General features: G+C 71.1%; 12 protein-coding genes. 9 read left to right on the top strand and 3 right to left on the bottom strand.

The annotated features are described in order from the left end of the window. Both treS and ACWCPM_RS19375 read left to right on the top strand, forming a co-directional pair. Positions 1–1,194 (top strand): maltose alpha-D-glucosyltransferase (gene treS / locus ACWCPM_RS19380; protein ID WP_450977416.1); only part of this gene is annotated, 1,194 nt, incomplete at its 5' end. Between the two features lie 133 nt (positions 1,195–1,327). Then, a complete protein-coding gene (locus tag ACWCPM_RS19375; protein WP_450977415.1) occupies positions 1,328–2,728 on the top strand; it encodes a maltokinase N-terminal cap-like domain-containing protein in 1,401 nt (466 codons plus the stop codon). Here the strand turns inward: ACWCPM_RS19375 and ACWCPM_RS19370 are convergent. Further along, positions 2,647–3,321, bottom strand: a complete 675-nt coding sequence (locus ACWCPM_RS19370) for a hypothetical protein (protein ID WP_450977414.1) — start codon at positions 3,319–3,321, stop codon at positions 2,647–2,649. The two genes, ACWCPM_RS19375 and ACWCPM_RS19370, sit on opposite strands and share 82 nt — an antisense overlap. Between ACWCPM_RS19370 and glgB the strand changes: the two genes are divergently transcribed. Continuing rightward, positions 3,305–5,515, top strand: coding sequence for a 1,4-alpha-glucan branching enzyme (glgB, locus tag ACWCPM_RS19365; protein WP_450977413.1), 2,211 nt, complete (start codon positions 3,305–3,307; stop codon positions 5,513–5,515). The two genes, ACWCPM_RS19370 and glgB, sit on opposite strands and share 17 nt — an antisense overlap. Positions 5,516–5,571: 56 nt before the next feature. Here the strand turns inward: glgB and ACWCPM_RS19360 are convergent, their stop codons facing one another. Both ACWCPM_RS19360 and ACWCPM_RS19355 read right to left on the bottom strand, forming a co-directional pair. Further along, positions 5,572–7,848: a HelD family protein gene (locus ACWCPM_RS19360; protein ID WP_450977412.1), complete on the bottom strand. Its 2,277-nt coding sequence runs from the start codon at positions 7,846–7,848 to the stop codon at positions 5,572–5,574. A gap of 276 nt (positions 7,849–8,124) precedes the next feature. Continuing rightward, positions 8,125–9,525, bottom strand: coding sequence for a cation:dicarboxylate symporter family transporter (locus ACWCPM_RS19355; protein ID WP_450977411.1), 1,401 nt, complete (start codon positions 9,523–9,525; stop codon positions 8,125–8,127). A gap of 174 nt (positions 9,526–9,699) precedes the next feature. Between ACWCPM_RS19355 and ACWCPM_RS19350 the strand changes: the two genes are divergently transcribed. From ACWCPM_RS19350 to ACWCPM_RS19325, 6 genes are all read left to right on the top strand, one after another. Next, on the top strand, positions 9,700–11,352 hold the full coding sequence (locus ACWCPM_RS19350) for a sensor histidine kinase (RefSeq protein ID WP_450977410.1): 1,653 nt from the start codon (positions 9,700–9,702) through the stop codon (positions 11,350–11,352). After that, complete coding sequence (locus ACWCPM_RS19345) at positions 11,349–12,041, top strand: response regulator (RefSeq protein ID WP_450977409.1); 693 nt, start codon at positions 11,349–11,351, stop codon at positions 12,039–12,041. Before ACWCPM_RS19350 ends, ACWCPM_RS19345 begins: the two co-directional genes overlap by 4 nt. A gap of 200 nt (positions 12,042–12,241) precedes the next feature. Beyond that, on the top strand, positions 12,242–13,618 hold the full coding sequence (locus ACWCPM_RS19340; RefSeq protein WP_450977408.1) for an extracellular solute-binding protein: 1,377 nt from the start codon (positions 12,242–12,244) through the stop codon (positions 13,616–13,618). 10 nt (positions 13,619–13,628) lie between these two features. After that, positions 13,629–14,582 (top strand): carbohydrate ABC transporter permease, encoded by a 954-nt coding sequence (locus tag ACWCPM_RS19335; protein ID WP_450977407.1) that lies wholly within the window; start codon positions 13,629–13,631, stop codon positions 14,580–14,582. Between the two features lie 2 nt (positions 14,583–14,584). After that, positions 14,585–15,424, top strand: a complete 840-nt coding sequence (locus ACWCPM_RS19330) for a carbohydrate ABC transporter permease (RefSeq protein WP_450977406.1) — start codon at positions 14,585–14,587, stop codon at positions 15,422–15,424. Between the two features lie 135 nt (positions 15,425–15,559). Further along, positions 15,560–16,285 (top strand): XRE family transcriptional regulator, encoded by a 726-nt coding sequence (locus ACWCPM_RS19325; RefSeq protein ID WP_450977405.1) that lies wholly within the window; start codon positions 15,560–15,562, stop codon positions 16,283–16,285. Positions 16,286–16,365 lie beyond the last annotated feature (80 nt).

Genomic DNA, 16,365 nt, shown 5'->3' with positions numbered 1-16,365 from the left:
TTCGACCCGGTCCGCAAGCAGTACTTCTTCCACCGCTTCTTCTCCCACCAGCCCGACCTCAACTACGAGAACCCGGCCGTCCAGGAGGAGATCCTCTCGGCGCTGCGGTTCTGGCTGGACCTCGGCATCGACGGCTTCCGGCTGGACGCCGTGCCCTACCTCTACGCCGAGGAGGGCACCAACTGCGAAAACCTTCCCGCAACCCATGAGCTCCTGAAACGGGTCCGCAAGGAGATCGACGCCCACTACCCGGACACGGTGCTGCTGGCCGAGGCCAACCAGTGGCCGGAGGACGTCGTCGACTACTTCGGCGACTACGCCTCCGGCGGCGACGAGTGCCACATGGCGTTCCACTTCCCGGTCATGCCGCGCATCTTCATGGCGGTGCGCAGGGAGTCGCGCTACCCCGTCTCGGAGATCCTGGCCAAGACACCGGCGATCCCGTCCAGTTGCCAGTGGGGCATCTTCCTGCGCAACCACGACGAGCTCACGCTCGAGATGGTCACCGACGAAGAGCGCGACTACATGTACGCGGAGTACGCCAAGGACCCGCGGATGCGGGCCAACATCGGTATCCGCCGCCGACTCGCCCCCCTGCTCGACAACGACCGCAACCAGATCGAGCTGTTCACCGCCCTGCTGATGTCGCTCCCCGGCAGCCCGATCCTGTACTACGGCGACGAGATCGGCATGGGCGACAACATCTGGCTCGGCGACCGGGACGCGGTGCGCACCCCGATGCAGTGGACGCCCGACCGCAACGCCGGCTTCTCGTCCTGCGACCCGGGCCGGCTGTTCCTTCCGGCCATCATGGACCCGGTCCACGGCTACCAGGTCACCAATGTCGAGGCGGCCATGGCGTCGCCCTCGTCGCTGCTGCACTGGACCCGCCGCATGATCGAGATCCGCAAGCAGAACCCCGCCTTCGGACTCGGCTCCTACACCGAACTCCCGTCCTCCAACCCGGCCGTACTGGCGTTTCTGCGGGAGCACGGCGACGACATCGTGCTGTGCGTGCACAACTTCTCCCGCTTCCCCCAGCCGACCGAACTCGACCTGCGCGCCTTCGACGGACGCCATCCGGTCGAGCTGATCGGCGGGGTGCGATTCCCCGCCATCGGTGAACTGCCGTACTTGCTCACCCTCGCGGGGCACGGCTTCTACTGGTTCCGGCTCCGCGAGGACGCCGCCTAGAAGGTCCGGGGCGGGGCGGTTTCTCCCGTCCCGCCCGGGGCACGCATCAGTAACACCCCGTCCGCCCGCGTGAGCCGACACCGGCTGACAGCGCCCCTGTGGGCGACCCGGAGAAGGGGAAAGGACGCACGCCATGTCGGAAGCCGTCACCCACCCCGCCACGGCCGGCCCCGGCCTCCTCGCGTCACTGGATCCACTGCTGCGGGACTGGCTGCCCCGGCAGCGCTGGTTCGCCGGCAAAGGACGTCCGGTCACCGGGTTCACGCCGGTGGCGGCCACCGAGTTGCTCCCCCTGGGCGGCAAGCTCGGCCTCCACCACCTGCTCGTCCAGGTCCACCAGCCGCGCCCCCCGGTACAGGGCACCGGGACCACCCCGGCGCCCGGCGACTGCTACCAGCTCCTGATAGGGGTGCGCGAGGCGCTCCCGCCCCGACTGGCACCCGCGCTGATCGGCCATGTCACCGAGGGCCCGCTCGCCGGGCACACGGTCTACGAGGCCCTGTACGACCCGCGGCCCGCCGAGGTGCTCCTGGAGGCGCTCCGCAGCCGGGCCCGCATCGGCGACCTGCGCTTCGAACGCGACCCGCGCCGGGAGATCCGGCCCGGCCTGGTCAGCCGCGCGGTCACCGCCGAGCAGTCCAACTCCTCGGTGATATACGGGGATACGTTCATCCTGAAGCTGCTCCGCCGTATCGTGCCCGGCGTCAACCCCGATCTGGAACTGCCGCTCGCGCTGGCCCGCGAGGGCTGCCCCCGGGTCCCCGCGCCGACCGCGTGGCTGAACGCCGAGCTGTCCGGGCAGTCGTACGTCCTCGGTGTCCTCCAGCCGTACGTCCAGGGCGCCGCCGACGGCTGGGAACTGGCTCTGCGCGAGCTGGCCAAGGGGGAGGACTTCAGCGCCGAGGCGCGGGCCCTGGGCCGGGCCACCGCGGAGGTGCACACCGCCCTGGCCCGCGCCCTGCCGACCGTCACCCTCGGCCACGCCCAGTTACGTGCGATGGCCGACGGGATGCTGGGACGCCTCGACCTCGCCGCGCAGGCCGTCCCCGCACTCGGACCGTACGTACCCGGGCTGCGTTCCGCCTTCGAGGCGCTGGCCGACCTCGCGGCCGAGGGCCGGACATGGACCGCGCAGCGCGTCCACGGCGATCTGCACCTCGGGCAGTGCCTGCGTTCACCGGCCGGCCGGTGGTCGCTGATCGACTTCGAGGGCGAGCCGGCGAGGCCGCTCGCCGAGCGCCGGATGCCGCAGCCCGCCGTCCGGGACATCGCCGGGATGCTGCGGTCCTTCGACTACGCCGCCCACTCCGTGCGGCCGTCGGTGCCGGGCTGGGCGGACCGCTGCCGGGCCGCGTACTGCTCCGGGTACGCCGATGCCGCCGGGCGCGATCCACGGACCGACCCGGTGCTGCTGCGTGCCCATGAGACCGACAAGGCCGTTTACGAGGTCGTCTACGAGGCCCGGCATCGCCCCGACTGGCTCCCCGTGCCGCTGTCGGCGATACGGCGCCTCGCCTCGAACCGACCGACCTGACCCTCCCAGGAGGCTCCGCCCGTGACCCCCCGTACCACCTCCTCCGCCAGCGGTTCCGACCCGAACACCACGGCCGGGGAGACCACGGCCCACCAGGAGAAGGCCGCCGTGCCGAAACAGGCGACCGCGCCCGAGGTGACGCCCGCACCGGCGAAGGCGCCGGCGAAGAGCGCGGCGGCGAGGAAGGCGACCCCGAAGAAGGCTGCCGCCAAGAAGGCGGCGGCGAAGAAGACGTCCGCCGAGAAGTCCGATACGGAAAAGGCCGCGAAGAAGAAGGCCGTCACGAAGAAGGCCACGGCGAGGACGACGACGGCGAGGACGAAGACGGCCGAGTCCACGACGGACACGACGACGCCCGCGAAGAAGTCCGCCGCCGCGCGCAAGGCCACGGCGTCGGAGCGGCTCACCGCTGCCGCGAGGAGCGCGTCGGCGAGGAAGGCTGCTCCCGCCAGGAGCGCGTCGGCGAAGAAGGCGGCTCCCGCCAGGAGTCCGGCGCCGACCGCGAGGACGACGGCGGCCAAGAAGGCCCCGGCCGCGAAGTCCACCGCCCCGGCCGCCCCGAAGAAGAAGGCCGCCGTGAAGGCCGCGCGCACCCCCGTCTCCCCCGCCCTCGGCCGCGCCGACCGCGGCCGTCTGCTGACCGGCGCCCACCACGACCCGCACTCCGTGCTCGGCGCGCACCCGGCACCGGACGGCGGCGTGGTCTTCCGCGTCTTCCGCCCCTACGCCCTGTCCGTCACGGTGGTGACCGGCGACCGGAGGGACGCGCTGCACGACGACGGCGACGGATTCTTCTCCGCGCTGCTGCCGCTCACCGAGGTCCCCGAGTACCGGCTCAGCGTGGCGTACGAGCGCGCGGTCCAGGACACCGACGACCCGTACCGCTTCCTGCCGACCCTCGGCGACCTCGACCTGCATCTGATCGGCGAGGGCCGGCACGAGCAGCTCTGGCGGGCGCTCGGCGCCGAGCCGATGACCCACCAGGGCGTGACCGGCACCCGCTTCACGGTGTGGGCGCCGAACGCACGCGGTGTGAGCCTGGCCGGCGGCTTCAACTACTGGGAGGGCAGCGGCTTCCCGATGCGTTCCCTGGGCGGCACCGGTGTCTGGGAGCTCTTCGTGCCCGGCATCGGCGAGGGCGAGCTGTACAAGTTCGAGATCACCCGGCCCGACGGTTCGAAGACGCTGCGCGCGGACCCGATGGCCCGCCGCACCCAGACCCCGCCGGACACCTCCTCCATCGTGACCGCCTCGCACTACGAGTGGGGCGACGCGCGGTGGCTGGAGCGGCGGGGGGAGGTCCCCGCGCACGAGGCGCCGTTCTCCGTCTACGAGGTGCATCTCGCCTCCTGGCGGCCCGGGCTGACCTACCGGCAGCTCGCCGAGCAACTCCCTGCCTACGTCAAGGAGCTGGGCTTCACCCATGTCGAGCTGATGCCGGTCGCGGAGCACCCCTTCGGCGGCTCCTGGGGCTATCAGGTCACCGGCTTCTACGCGCCGACGGCCCGCCTCGGCACCCCGGACGACTTCCGGTACCTGGTCGACGCCCTGCACCGGGCGGGTGTCGGGGTCCTCATGGACTGGGTGCCGGCGCACTTCCCGCGGGACGACTGGGCACTGGCGGAGTTCGACGGGCGCCCGCTGTACGAGCACGCCGATCCGCTGCGGGCCGCCCATCCCGACTGGGGGACGCTGGAGTTCGACTTCGGCCGCAAGGAGGTGCGCAACTTCCTGGTCGCCAACGCGGTGTACTGGTGCGAGGAGTTCCACATCGACGGGCTGCGCGTGGACGCCGTGGCCTCGATGCTCTACCTCGACTACTCGCGCGAGCCGGGGCAGTGGACCCCCAACGAGCACGGCGGCCGGGAGAACCTGGACGCGGTGGCGTTCCTCCAGGAGATGAACGCCACGGTGTACCGCCGGGCGCCGGGGGTCGTCACGATCGCCGAGGAGTCCACGGCGTGGGACGGCGTCACCCGGGCCACGCACCACAAGGGACCGAGCGGGTTCGGCGGGCTGGGGTTCGGGCTGAAGTGGAACATGGGCTGGATGCACGACTCCCTCGAGTACATGGGCAAGGAGCCGGTCCACCGCAAGTACCACCACCACGAGATGACCTTCTCGATGGTGTACGCGTACAGCGAGAACTACGTCCTGCCGATCTCCCACGACGAGGTGGTGCACGGCAAGCGGTCGCTGGTGTCGAAGATGCCGGGCGACTGGTGGCAGCAGCGTGCCGACCACCGCGCGTACCTCGGCTTCATGTGGGCCCACCCGGGCAAGCAGCTCCTGTTCATGGGGCAGGAGTTCGCGCAGGGCGCGGAGTGGTCCGAGGCGCACGGACCCGACTGGTGGCTGCTCGACCCGCACTACGGCGCCGAGGCCGACCACCGCGGCGTGCGCGACTTGATCCGCGACCTCAACGCGGTCTACCGGCACACGCCGGCCCTCTGGCAGCGCGACACCCACCCCGAGGGCTTCGGGTGGATCGTCGGTGACGCCGCCGACGACAACGTCCTGGCCTTCCTGCGCCTCGACGCCAACGGCACCCCGCTCCTGGCGATCAGCAACTTCTCGCCGGTGGTCCGCCACGACTACCGGATCGGCGTCCCCGACGAGATCCCGGCCTGGCACGAATCCCTGAACACGGACGCCGGGCGGTACGGCGGCAGCGACGTGACGAACCCCGACCCGATGAAGCCGGAGGCCCTCCCCTGGCACGGCCGGCCGGCGAGCGTCCGTCTGACGCTGCCGCCGCTGGCGACGGTCTGGCTGCAGCCGTCGTAGCCGGGTCCGGCTCCGCGCACCTCCCGGCTCGGGCGGCGCGCGGAGCCCCGGGTCCCTCAGGCGGACGCCGGGGACGTCTGCGTCAGACCGCGCGGCAGCGCGCCCGTGTGCAGCACCCCCAGCCGCTGTGTCGCGCGGGTCAGGGCGACGTACAGATCGCTCGTCCCGTAGCGGCCCGGCTCGACCACCAGCACCGAGTCGAACTCCAGCCCCTTGGCCTGCCGCGGGTCCAGCAGCACGACCGTCCGCGTCAGATCCGGCTCCGCGCCCGCCGTCACCCCGTCCAGCCGCGCGGCGAGCCTCCGGTGCAGCGCGCGCGGCGCGATGACGGCCAGCCGGCCCTCGGCGGGGGTGAGTTCGGCGACGGCCTCGGCGACGGCGCCGGGCAGGTCGCCGGTCGCGCGGACCCACGGACGTTCCCCCGTGGACCGTACGGAACTCGGCGGTTCGAAGTCCGGGTCCTGCGCCCGTACGACCGCCGCCGCGAGGTCCATGATCTCGGCGGGCGTGCGGTAGTTGACGCCGAGGCGGGTGTGCTCCCAGCGGTCCTCGACGTAGGGATCGAGGATCTTTGACCAGGACCCGACCCCCGCCGCCTCCGCCGTCTGCGCGGGATCGCCGACCAGCGTCATCGACCGCGTCGGACTGCGCCGCATCAGCAGCCGCCACGCCATCGGCGACAGCTCCTGGGCCTCGTCGACGATGATGTGCCCGAACGCCCAGGTGCGGTCGGCCGCCGCGCGCTCCGCGGCACTGCGGTGGTCGTCCTGCTCGTGCCGCTCGGCGAACCGCTCGGCGTCGATGATGTCGTGCGCGGACAGCACCTCCGAGCCGTCCGGGTCGCTGTCCTCCTTGTCCTCGAACTCGTAGGTCCGGGACGCGTACGACACGTCGAGCACGCCCTGCGCGTAGGACACCTGACGCTCCCGCTCGCGCTGCGCCCGCGCCAGCGCCACACGGTCGTCCTCGCCGAGCAGTTCGGCCGCCTCGTCGAGCAGCGGTACGTCCGCCACGGTCCACGCCCGCGTCACCGGCCGCCGGATCGCGGCGGCGTCGGCGTCCCCGACGTACCCCTCGGGCGCGGCGAGGAAGTCGGCGACCAGCCGCTGCGGGGTGAGCACCGGCCACAGCCGGTCGATGGCGGACCAGACCTCCGGGTTCTCGGCGATGTCGTCGCGGATCTGCGTGATGTCGCTCGGGTCGAGCAGGTTGGTGCCGTCGTACGGATCGGTGCCGACCCGCTCGGCGTACAGCTCGGTGAGCGTGTTGAGGATGTGCCCCTCGAAGTGCTCGCGCGCCGCGTTGTGGGGCAGCCCGGCGGCCCGGGTGCGCTCGCGGGCGACGCCCACGAGACCGTCGTCGAGCATCAGGATCTCGCGGTCGTGCGCGACGGCGATCACCGGGTCGGGCAGCGCCTGCCGGTCGCGTACGACCTCGGCGAGCACGTCGGCCATCGCGGCGCCGCCCTTGACCGCCGCCGCCTCCGGGGTGTCGGCGGCCGTCGCCCGCACGCCCGGGAAGAGCTCGCCGACCGTGGCCAGCAGCACGCCCGTCTCGCCGAGCGAGGGCAGCACCTCGCCGATGTAGCCGAGGAAGGCGGGGTTGGGGCCCACGATCAGGACGGCCCGCTTGGCGAGCAGTTCCCGGTGCTCGTAGAGGAGGTAGGCGGCCCGGTGCAGGGCGACCGCCGTCTTGCCGGTGCCGGGACCGCCCTCCACCACCAGCACGCCCCGGTGCGGGGCCCGGATGATCTCGTCCTGCTCGGCCTGGATGGTCCGCACGATGTCGGCCATCCGGCCGGTGCGCGCGGAGTTCAGCGCGGCGAGCAGCACCGCGTCCCCGCTGGGGTCCTCGTGACCGGTCCGGGTGTCGTCGCCCACGTCGAGGAACTCGTCGTGCAGCGCGGTGACGCGCCGGCCGTCGGTGGAGATGTGCCGGCGGCGGGCGAGACCCATCGTGGTGTGCCCGGTCGCCAGGTAGAAGGGGCGCGCGACCTCGGCCCGCCAGTCGATCAGGATCGGTGTGCGCTCGGCGTCGCCGGCCCGCAGGCCGATCCGGCCGATGTGGTGACCGGCGCCGGAGGTCAGGTCGATCCGGCCGAAGCAGAGCGAGCCGTCCACGGCGTCCAGCGCGGCGAGCAGCCCTGACCGCTCGGCGACCAGGATGTCCCGCTCCAGCCGGGCCTGCATCGGCTTGTCGCCCTGCGCGAGGGCGTCCGTGACGGAAGCCTCGGCGTCGCCGCGCAGCACGTCGACGCGCCGGTACAGCCCGTCGATGAATTCCTGCTCGCGGCGCATTTCATCGTCCGGAAAGCCGATGTTTGACGAATCCATGTTTGACAATTCCGCTCCCGCCCGGATATACTGAGCTCAGTGAACTTTTTCGCGACCTTTTTTCCTCAAGTCACGAATCATTGAATATACGCAGAGAAATCCCCCGGGCGCAATTGCCCGGGGGATTTCTTTACGTGTTCTCAGGACTCTTCTCGAGGCCCTGTCCGGTTCACAGCCCGTCCGCGGCTTCAGGTCCCGGGCGGCCGAGCGACGGGGGAGATGCTCGGCCGCCCGGGCGTCGGGGGGTGTTCCACCCGGGGAGGAAGGAGCGAGGGGTCAGGCCTTGGCCAGTTCCTTCTCGCCTTCCTTGTCTTCGCGCTGCTCCGGCACCTCGGCGTCGTCGGCCGCGCCGCCGTGGCCGTCGTCCAGCAGCGTCTTCTCGTCGAACGGCAGCCGGCCCGCGAGCACCTGGTCCACCCGCTCCCGGTCGATCTCCTTGGTCCAGGTACCGATCAGCACGGTGGCCACGGCGTTGCCCGCGAAGTTGGTCAGGGCGCGCGCCTCGCTCATGAAGCGGTCGATGCCGACGATGAGGCCGACGCCGTCCACCAGGGCGGGCTTGTGGGACTGGAGGCCGCCCGCGAGGGTGGCCATGCCCGCGCCCGTCACACCGGCCGCGCCCTTGGAGGCGATCAGCAGGAAGAGCAGCAGCGAGATCTGCTCGCCGATGGCCATCGGCGTACCCAGGGCGTCGGCGATGAACAGGGACGCCATGGTCATGTAGATCATGGTGCCGTCGAGGTTGAAGGAGTAACCGGTCGGGACGGTGATGCCGACGACGGGCTTGCTGACGCCCAGGTGCTCCATCTTCGCGATGAGCCGCGGCAGCGCCGACTCGGAGGAGGAGGTGGACAGGATCAGCAGGAACTCACGGCCCAGGTACTTGAAGAACGTGAGGATGTTCAGTCCCGAGACGATCCGCAGCAGCGCGCCGAGCACCAGGAAGACGAACAGGATGCAGGTGGTGTAGAAGCCGAGCATCAGCACGGCGAGGCTCTTGAGCGCGTCGATGCCGGCGGAGCCGGTGACGGCCGCGATGGCGCCGAAGGCACCGATCGGGGCGATCCACATGATCATCGCGAGGATGCGGAAGACGAGGCGCTGGATGTGCTCGATGCCGCGCAGGACCGGCGCTCCGGCCGGGCCCATGGCCTGCAGCGCGAAGCCGGAGAGCAGCGCGATCAGCAGGGCCTGGAGCACCTCGCCCTCGGTGAAGGCCGAGACGATGGTGGTCGGGATGATCCCGAGCAGGAACTCGGTGGTGTCCTTGGCCTCCGCGTCCACCTGCGCGTGCCCGCTCTCGCGGACGGCGTCGGTGACGGCGAGGCCGCTGCCCGGGTCGAGGACGTTGCCGACGAGCAGGCCGACGGCGAGCGCCACCAGCGACATGACCAGGAAGTAGGCGAGGGCGATACCGCCGACCGCGCCCACCTTGGCGGCCTTCCGTACGGAGCCGATGCCCAGCACGATCGTGCAGAAGATGATCGGCGAGATCATCATCTTGATCAGGTTCACGAAGCCCGTGCCTATGGGCTTCAGCTCGACCGCGAAGCCCGGCGCGGCCAGGCCCACGGCGATGCCGAGCGCGACCGCGACGATCACCGCGATGTAGAGATAGTGGGTGCGGTCCCGCTTGGCGCGGGGTGTGGCAGGTGCCGTGTCGGCTGCGCTGGTCACGACTGCCCTCCTTGACGACGTCATCGGCATCACCGGCGTGCGGCTCACGTCCGGGGGAACCGTCCGGGGCGGTGCCCGCGGACGGAGGAATGCCGTGACTATCTCCCGAGCTGTGAGGGCGGTCACCCTTCCGTTCATTTAGTTCACGCTTATCAGGAGAGGCACACTGACGACATGCGCATCCCGGTCCCGAGAGCCCGCAGCCTGGCCGGCCAGCTGTTCGCCATGCAGGCCGTGCTGATCGCGGTGCTCGTCGCCGGTTACGCGCTGTTCACCTATGTGAGCGACCGCAGGCAGGCCGAGGACGCGGCCGGCCGCCAGGCCATGGCCGTCGCCCGCTCGATCGCGGACTCCCCGTCGGTGCGCGAGGCGATCCGCACCTCCGACCCGACGGCCCCGCTCCAGCCGTACGCCCTGCGCGTCATGCGCGACACGGACGTCGACTTCGTCACGATCATGGACCCGGACGGCATCCGCTGGACCCACCCCGATCCGGCGCAGATCGGGGGCCGCTTCCTTGGCCACATCGAGCCCGCCCTGCGCGGCGAGTCCTTCACCGAGACCTACACCGGCACGCTGGGGGCCTCCGTGCGGGCGGTCACCCCCGTCCACGACGGCAAGCGCATCGTGGGCCTGGTCAGCGCCGGCATCCGGGTGGAGGCGATCACCGAGCGGGTGCGGGGCCAGCTCACCGCCCTGATCGGTGCCGCGGGAGGCGCCCTCGTGCTCGGCGGCCTCGGCACGTACGTCGTCAACGCCCGCCTGCGCCGCCACACCCACGGCTTGAACGCCACCGAGCTGAGCCGGATGCACGACTACCACCAGGCCGCCCTGCACGCCGTGCGGGAGGGGCTGCTGATGCTCGACGGCCAGTTCCGGGTGGCGCTGATCAACGACGGCGGGCGGGAGCTGCTCGGCGTACCCGGCGACGTGGTGGGCCGCTCGGTGGCCGACCTGGGTCTGCCGGCCCCGCTGACGGGGGCGCTGCTGTCCTCGGAGCCACGGGTGGACGAGGTGCAGCTGACGGCGGACCGGGTGCTGGTGCTCAACACGTCGCCGGTGTCGGGCGGTGAGCGGCGCGGTACGGTCGTGACGCTGCGGGACGTGACGGAACTCCAGTCGCTGATGGGTGAGCTGGACTCGGAGCGGGGTTTCACACAGGCGCTCCGGTCGCAGGCGCACGAGGCCGCGAACCGTCTGCACACGGTGGTGTCCCTGATCGAGCTGGGCCGCGCGGAGGAGGCCGTCGACTTCGCGACGGCGGAACTGGAACTGGCCCAGGCCCTGACCGACCAGGTCGTCGCGGCGGTCAGCGAGCCGGTGCTGGCGGCGCTGCTGCTCGGCAAGACGGCCCAGGCCAACGAACGGGGAGTGGAGCTGGTGGTGTCGCAGGACAGCGGCCTGGACGACGGGCTGCTGCCGCCGTCCCTGCCCGCCCGGGACCTGGTGACGATCCTGGGCAACCTGATCGACAACGCGGTGGACGCGGCGCAGGGCAGCGTGCGGGCGCGGGTGACGGTGACGGCGTACACGGCGGACGGCGAACTGGTGCTGCGGGTGGCGGACACCGGGGACGGCGTGGATCCCGAGCACGCCGAGCGGGTCTTCCAGCGGGGCTTCACGACCAAGCCGTCGGGCCCCGGCGGGCGCGGGCTGGGCCTCGCCCTGGTCCGGCAGGCGGTGCACCGGCACGGCGGGACGCTGTCGGTGGCCGGGGCCGGAGACGGCGGGGCGGAGTTCGACGTGCGGTTGCCGCTGTCGGCGCGGGCCCCGGCGGGCGGTGCCGGCGCGGACACGGCCGGTACGGGCATCGGAGGCCACGCATGACCCACGAGGAACCGATCCGGGTACTGGTCGTCGAGGACGACCCCGTGGCGGCGGACGCGCATGTGATGTACGTGGGGCGCGTCCCCGGGTTCGTCGCGGTCGGGAAGGCGCACACGGGCGCGGAGGCACGGCGGACGCTGGAGCGGACGAAGGTCGATCTGCTCCTGCTCGATCTGCACCTGCCGGACGTGCACGGCCTCCAGCTCGCGCGGTCGCTGCGGGCGGCGGGCCATCACGCGGACGTGATAGCGGTCACCTCCGCCCGGGACCTGGCGGTGGTGCGCGAGGGGGTGTCGCTGGGAGTCGTCCAGTACGTCCTCAAACCGTTCACCTTCGCGACGCTCCGGGACCGTCTCGTCCGGTACGCGGAGTTCCGCGGCGCTGCGGGCGAGGCCAGCGGGCAGGACGAGGTCGACCGCGCCCTGGCGACCCTGCGGGCCCCGACGCCGGCGGCACTGCCGAAGGGACTGAGCGCGCCGACGCTGGAACGGGTGACGGCGGCGCTGCGGGACGTGGAGGAGGGTCTGACCGCGGCGGCGCTGGCCGACGCGGCGGGCATCTCCCGTATCACCGCGCGGCGTTACCTGGAGCACCTGGTGGAGGCGGGCCGGGCGGCGCGACGCCCCCTCTACGGTCAGGTGGGGAGACCCGAGCTGGTCTACCAGTGGGTACGGGACCGACGCCGTTAGCCGGCGCGGCGGCAGCACGGCGGCCCCGCAAGGGAGTTGGACCATGGCCGATTCACCTGCCTTTGCCCGCAAGCGGGTCAGCGGCCCGTGAAACCGGGACCACTCAATCCTCCGCAGACTCATTGACCTGACCAGACCACTCCTCATACGTTCACCGGGCAACAACCCCCAGGCCACAACGACGTAGGCCCCAGGAGGTCATGCTCGTGCGTCCCCATGTCTCCCTGCCCACCCTCCTCGCCCTGACGCTCGCCGCCGCGGGCACCCTCACGGCCTGTGGCGGAGGAGCCAGTAGCGATCCGGACACCGTGAAGGTCTCCTTCAAGCAGTCCACGGACAACTCCGTGAAGGTGATGGACACCTATCTCGCGGACATCAAGGAGCAGTTCGAGAAGGCCAACCCCGGCAAGAAGGTCGAACTCGTCCCGATCAAGGCCCCGGACTCGGAGTACTACACCAAGCTCCAGCAGATGCTCCGCTCCCCGAAGACCGCCCCCGACCTGGTCTACGAGGACACCTTCCTCATCAACTCGGACATCACCAGCGGCTACCTCAAGCCCCTCGACCCGTACCTCGCGAAGTGGCCGGACTGGAACCAGTTCATCGACACGGCGAAGGCCGCGGCCAAGGGCGAGGACGGCAAGACGTACGGCGTCCCGGACGGCACGGACACCCGCGGTCTCTGGTTCGACAAGGGCATCTTCGCCAAGGCCGGTCTGCCCGCCGACTGGCAGCCGAAGACCTGGGACGACGTCCTGGAGGCCGCCCGCACCATCAAGCAAAAGGTCCCCGGCGTCACCCCCCTGAACGTCTACACCGGCAAGCCCGTCGGTGAGGCCGCCACCATGCAGGGCTTCCAGATGCTGCTCTACGGCACGAACGACGGAGCCTCGGACCCCCTCTACGACGGGCAGTCCAAGAAGTGGATCGCCGGCGGCAAGGGCTTCAAGGACGCCCTCACCTTCGTCGAGACGGTCTACAAGGAGAAGCTCGGCCCGGACGTCTCCGACGCCCTCGACCCCAACATCGGCACCCGGGTCCGCGGAGAGTTCCTGCCCGAGGGCAAGCTCGGCATCAACCTCGACGGCTCCTGGCTCCCCCAGGACTGGCTGGAGGGCAGCGGCCACGAGTGGCCCGAGTGGTCGGACAAGCTGGGCCTCGCCGCGATGCCCACCCAGAACGGCCAGGCCCCCGGCAAGGTGAGCATGTCCGGCGGCTGGACCTGGTCGATCCCGGCCAAGGCCGGCAACCCGGACCTCGCGTTCGAGTTCATCAAGACGATGCAGACGAAGGCGAACGCCCAGAAGTGGTACATCGCCAACTCGGGCATCGCGGTCCGCGAGGACGTCGCCGCCGACCCGGCGTACGTCGAGGCCCAGCCCGGCATCAAGTTCTTCACCGACCTGGTCGCCAGCACCCACTACCGGCCGGCCTTCCCGGCGTACCCGAAGGTCTCCACCGCGATCCAGGAGGCCATGGAGGGCGTGACGACGGGTGACATGTCGGTCGAGGAGGCGGCGAAGGCGTACGACGAGGAACTGAGATCCGCGACGGACGACCAGGTGATCCAGAAGTGAGCCGCAGTTCATGACGACAGCCCCCGCCACGGGCTCCGGCACCGGTCCCGGCCTCACCAAGAGGCCGGGACCGGCAGGCCCGGACCCCTCGCCGAAGCGGCGCCGCCACTCCCACCCCCTCCTGCGGGCCCTGCCCCTCTCCCCCGCCGTGGTCCTGCTGGTGCTGTTCCTGGCCGGCCCGATCGCGTATTGCGCCTGGATCGCGTTCACCGACCTCCAGCTGACGGGCCAGGCACAGGAGTCGTTCGTCGGCTTCGAGAACTTCCAGCGGGCGTTCGGGGACAAGGCGTTCCTGAACGCGGTCTGGCTGACCCTGGTCTTCACGGTCGTCTCGGCGCTGATCGGCCAGAACACCCTGGGCCTCGGACTGGCGGCGCTGATGCAGCGGGCGTCCAAGCCGCTGCGCACCCTCACCGGCGGCATCGTCATCACGGCGTGGGTCCTGCCGGAGGTCGTCGCCGGCTTCCTGCTCTACGCCTTCTTCCGCCGCGAGGGCACCCTGAACGCCATCCTGGACTGGCTCCATCTCCCGTCCCAGAACTGGCTGTTCACCCTTCCGATCCTCGCGGTGTCGTTCGCGAACGTATGGCGGGGCACGGCGTTCTCGATGCTGGTGTACTCGGCGGCGCTGAGCGAGATCCCCAAGGAGGTCACGGAGGCCGCGGAGGTCGACGGCGCGGGCGGCCGGCGCCGCCTGTGGCACATCACCCTCCCGATGATCCGCCGCTCCATCGGCACGAACCTCATGCTGATCACCCTTCAGACCCTCTCCGTGTTCGGCCTGATCTGGGTGATGACACGGGGTGGTCCGGGCGGCAAGAGCCAGACGCTGCCGCTGTTCATGTACGAGGAGGCGTTCCAGAAGAGCATGATCGGCTACGGCACGGCGGTCGCCCTCCTGCTCCTGGTGGTGGGCTCGCTGTTCTCGGTGATCTATCTGCGCCTGCTGCGGACGGAGGTCTGACCATGTCCCGAACCCCCTCCTCCCGCAGGACCGCGCACCGCCTGGCCGCGGACGCCGGCCTCCTGGTGGTGGCCGCCGCGTTCTCCCTCCCCCTGCTGTGGGTGGTCCTGTCCTCGCTGGATCCCGGCGCCGACCTCCAGGTGAAGGTCCCGGACGGCGTCACGCTGGACAACTTCGACGCCGTCCTGACGCCGGACATCACCTTCACCCCGCTCCTGAACAGCCTGATCCTGTGCGGCGGCGGCACCCTGCTGACCGTGGCCTGCGCGGCCCTCGCCGCCTACCCGCTGTCCCGCTTCCGCTCCCGCCTCAACCGCCCGTTCCTGCTGGCGATCCTCTTCGCGACGAGCCTGCCCATCACGGCGATCATGGTCCCGGTGTACGCCCTGTTCGTGCAGGTGAACCTCATCGACACGATGGAAGGCACGATCTTCTTCTTCGCCGCCTCCCAACTCCCCTTCGCCATCTGGCTGATGAAGAACTTCATGGACGGCGTGCCCAAGGAGCTGGAGGAGGCGGCCTGGACCGACGGGGCGTCCTCGTTCCAGTCGCTGCTGCGGATCGTGCTGCCGTTGATGGGGCCCGGGGTCGCGGTCGTGACGGTGTTCTCCTTCGTGATGATGTGGGGGAACTTCTTCGTCCCGTTCATGCTGCTGCTCACACCGGACCAGATGCCGGCGGCGGTCAGCATCAACGAGTTCTTCGGCAACCGCGGGACCGTGGTCTACGGGCAGCTGGCCGCCTTCTCGATCATCTACTCGACCCCGGTGATCCTGCTGTACGTGCTGGTGTCACGGCGGATGGGCGGCGGGTTCGCGATGAGCGGGGCGGTCAAGGGGTGAAGGACGAGGGGGCGGGGTGAGCGGCAAGCAGCGAGCGGTGGGCGGTGACAGTAGGTAACCGTACATTCCTACGATCCGTGATCCCGGCCGGACGGACCGTGGTCAGGACGCCGCCGTACCTCTAGCTTGTGCTGCGTGCGCCAACCCCCGGCCGGACCGAACCAGCCCTCCCCGCCCGCCCCGCCGTTCAACGCCCCCGCCGCCCGCCGCCTCCGTGCCGCGCTCGGCATGGGGCCCGAGCACGTGGCCTACGGCATGCGCTCCTCGTACGGGCTGCCGTACGTCACCCCGGACCTCGTCATCGCCTGGGAACGCGGTGTCACCCAGCCCGGCGGCACCGAACTCACCGCACTCGCGGGCGTGCTGTGGTGCTCACCGGGCGAACTCGTCGGGCGTCCCCGCGACCTGCGTGAGCACCGCGTCTCGCGCGGCCTCGCGCCGGAGGACGTCGCCCGCGGTGTGGGCCTCGAACTCGCCGCGTACCAGCGGATGGAGGAGAGCGGCACCTGGCGCGGCAACGAGCGGCAGTCCGCCGCCCTCGCCGACATCCTCGAACTCGACCTGCCCGCCTTCGTCGCCGTCACCGGCCGTGAGGCCAGACTCGCCGATCTGCTGCACAGCGCCGTGACCACCCGCTGGCAGGCGTACGTCCGCCCGGTGGGCAGGACGGTCCCCCTGGACCGGGGCGCCCTGGAGGCCGTGCTCCAGCAACTGCACCGCGAGTACCAGGGGCAGATGGTCCCCACCCTCAGCTGGGGCGGCGGTGGCCAGGAGGCCGGCGACAACGGCCGCGCGTTCCTCGAACGGATCGTCGACCACTTCTGGACGGCCGTCGACCGGAGCAGGCCACCGGGGTACTGAACCGGCCTGGTGCCGCGTCGGCCGAGGGTCACCCCGTCGCGACGCCCTGCACGCCCTCGCGCCGCACCGGCCGCCGCTCC

The organism is Streptomyces sp. NPDC002309, assembly GCF_053593375.1.
This window is presented reverse-complemented; position numbering and strand designations above follow the sequence as displayed.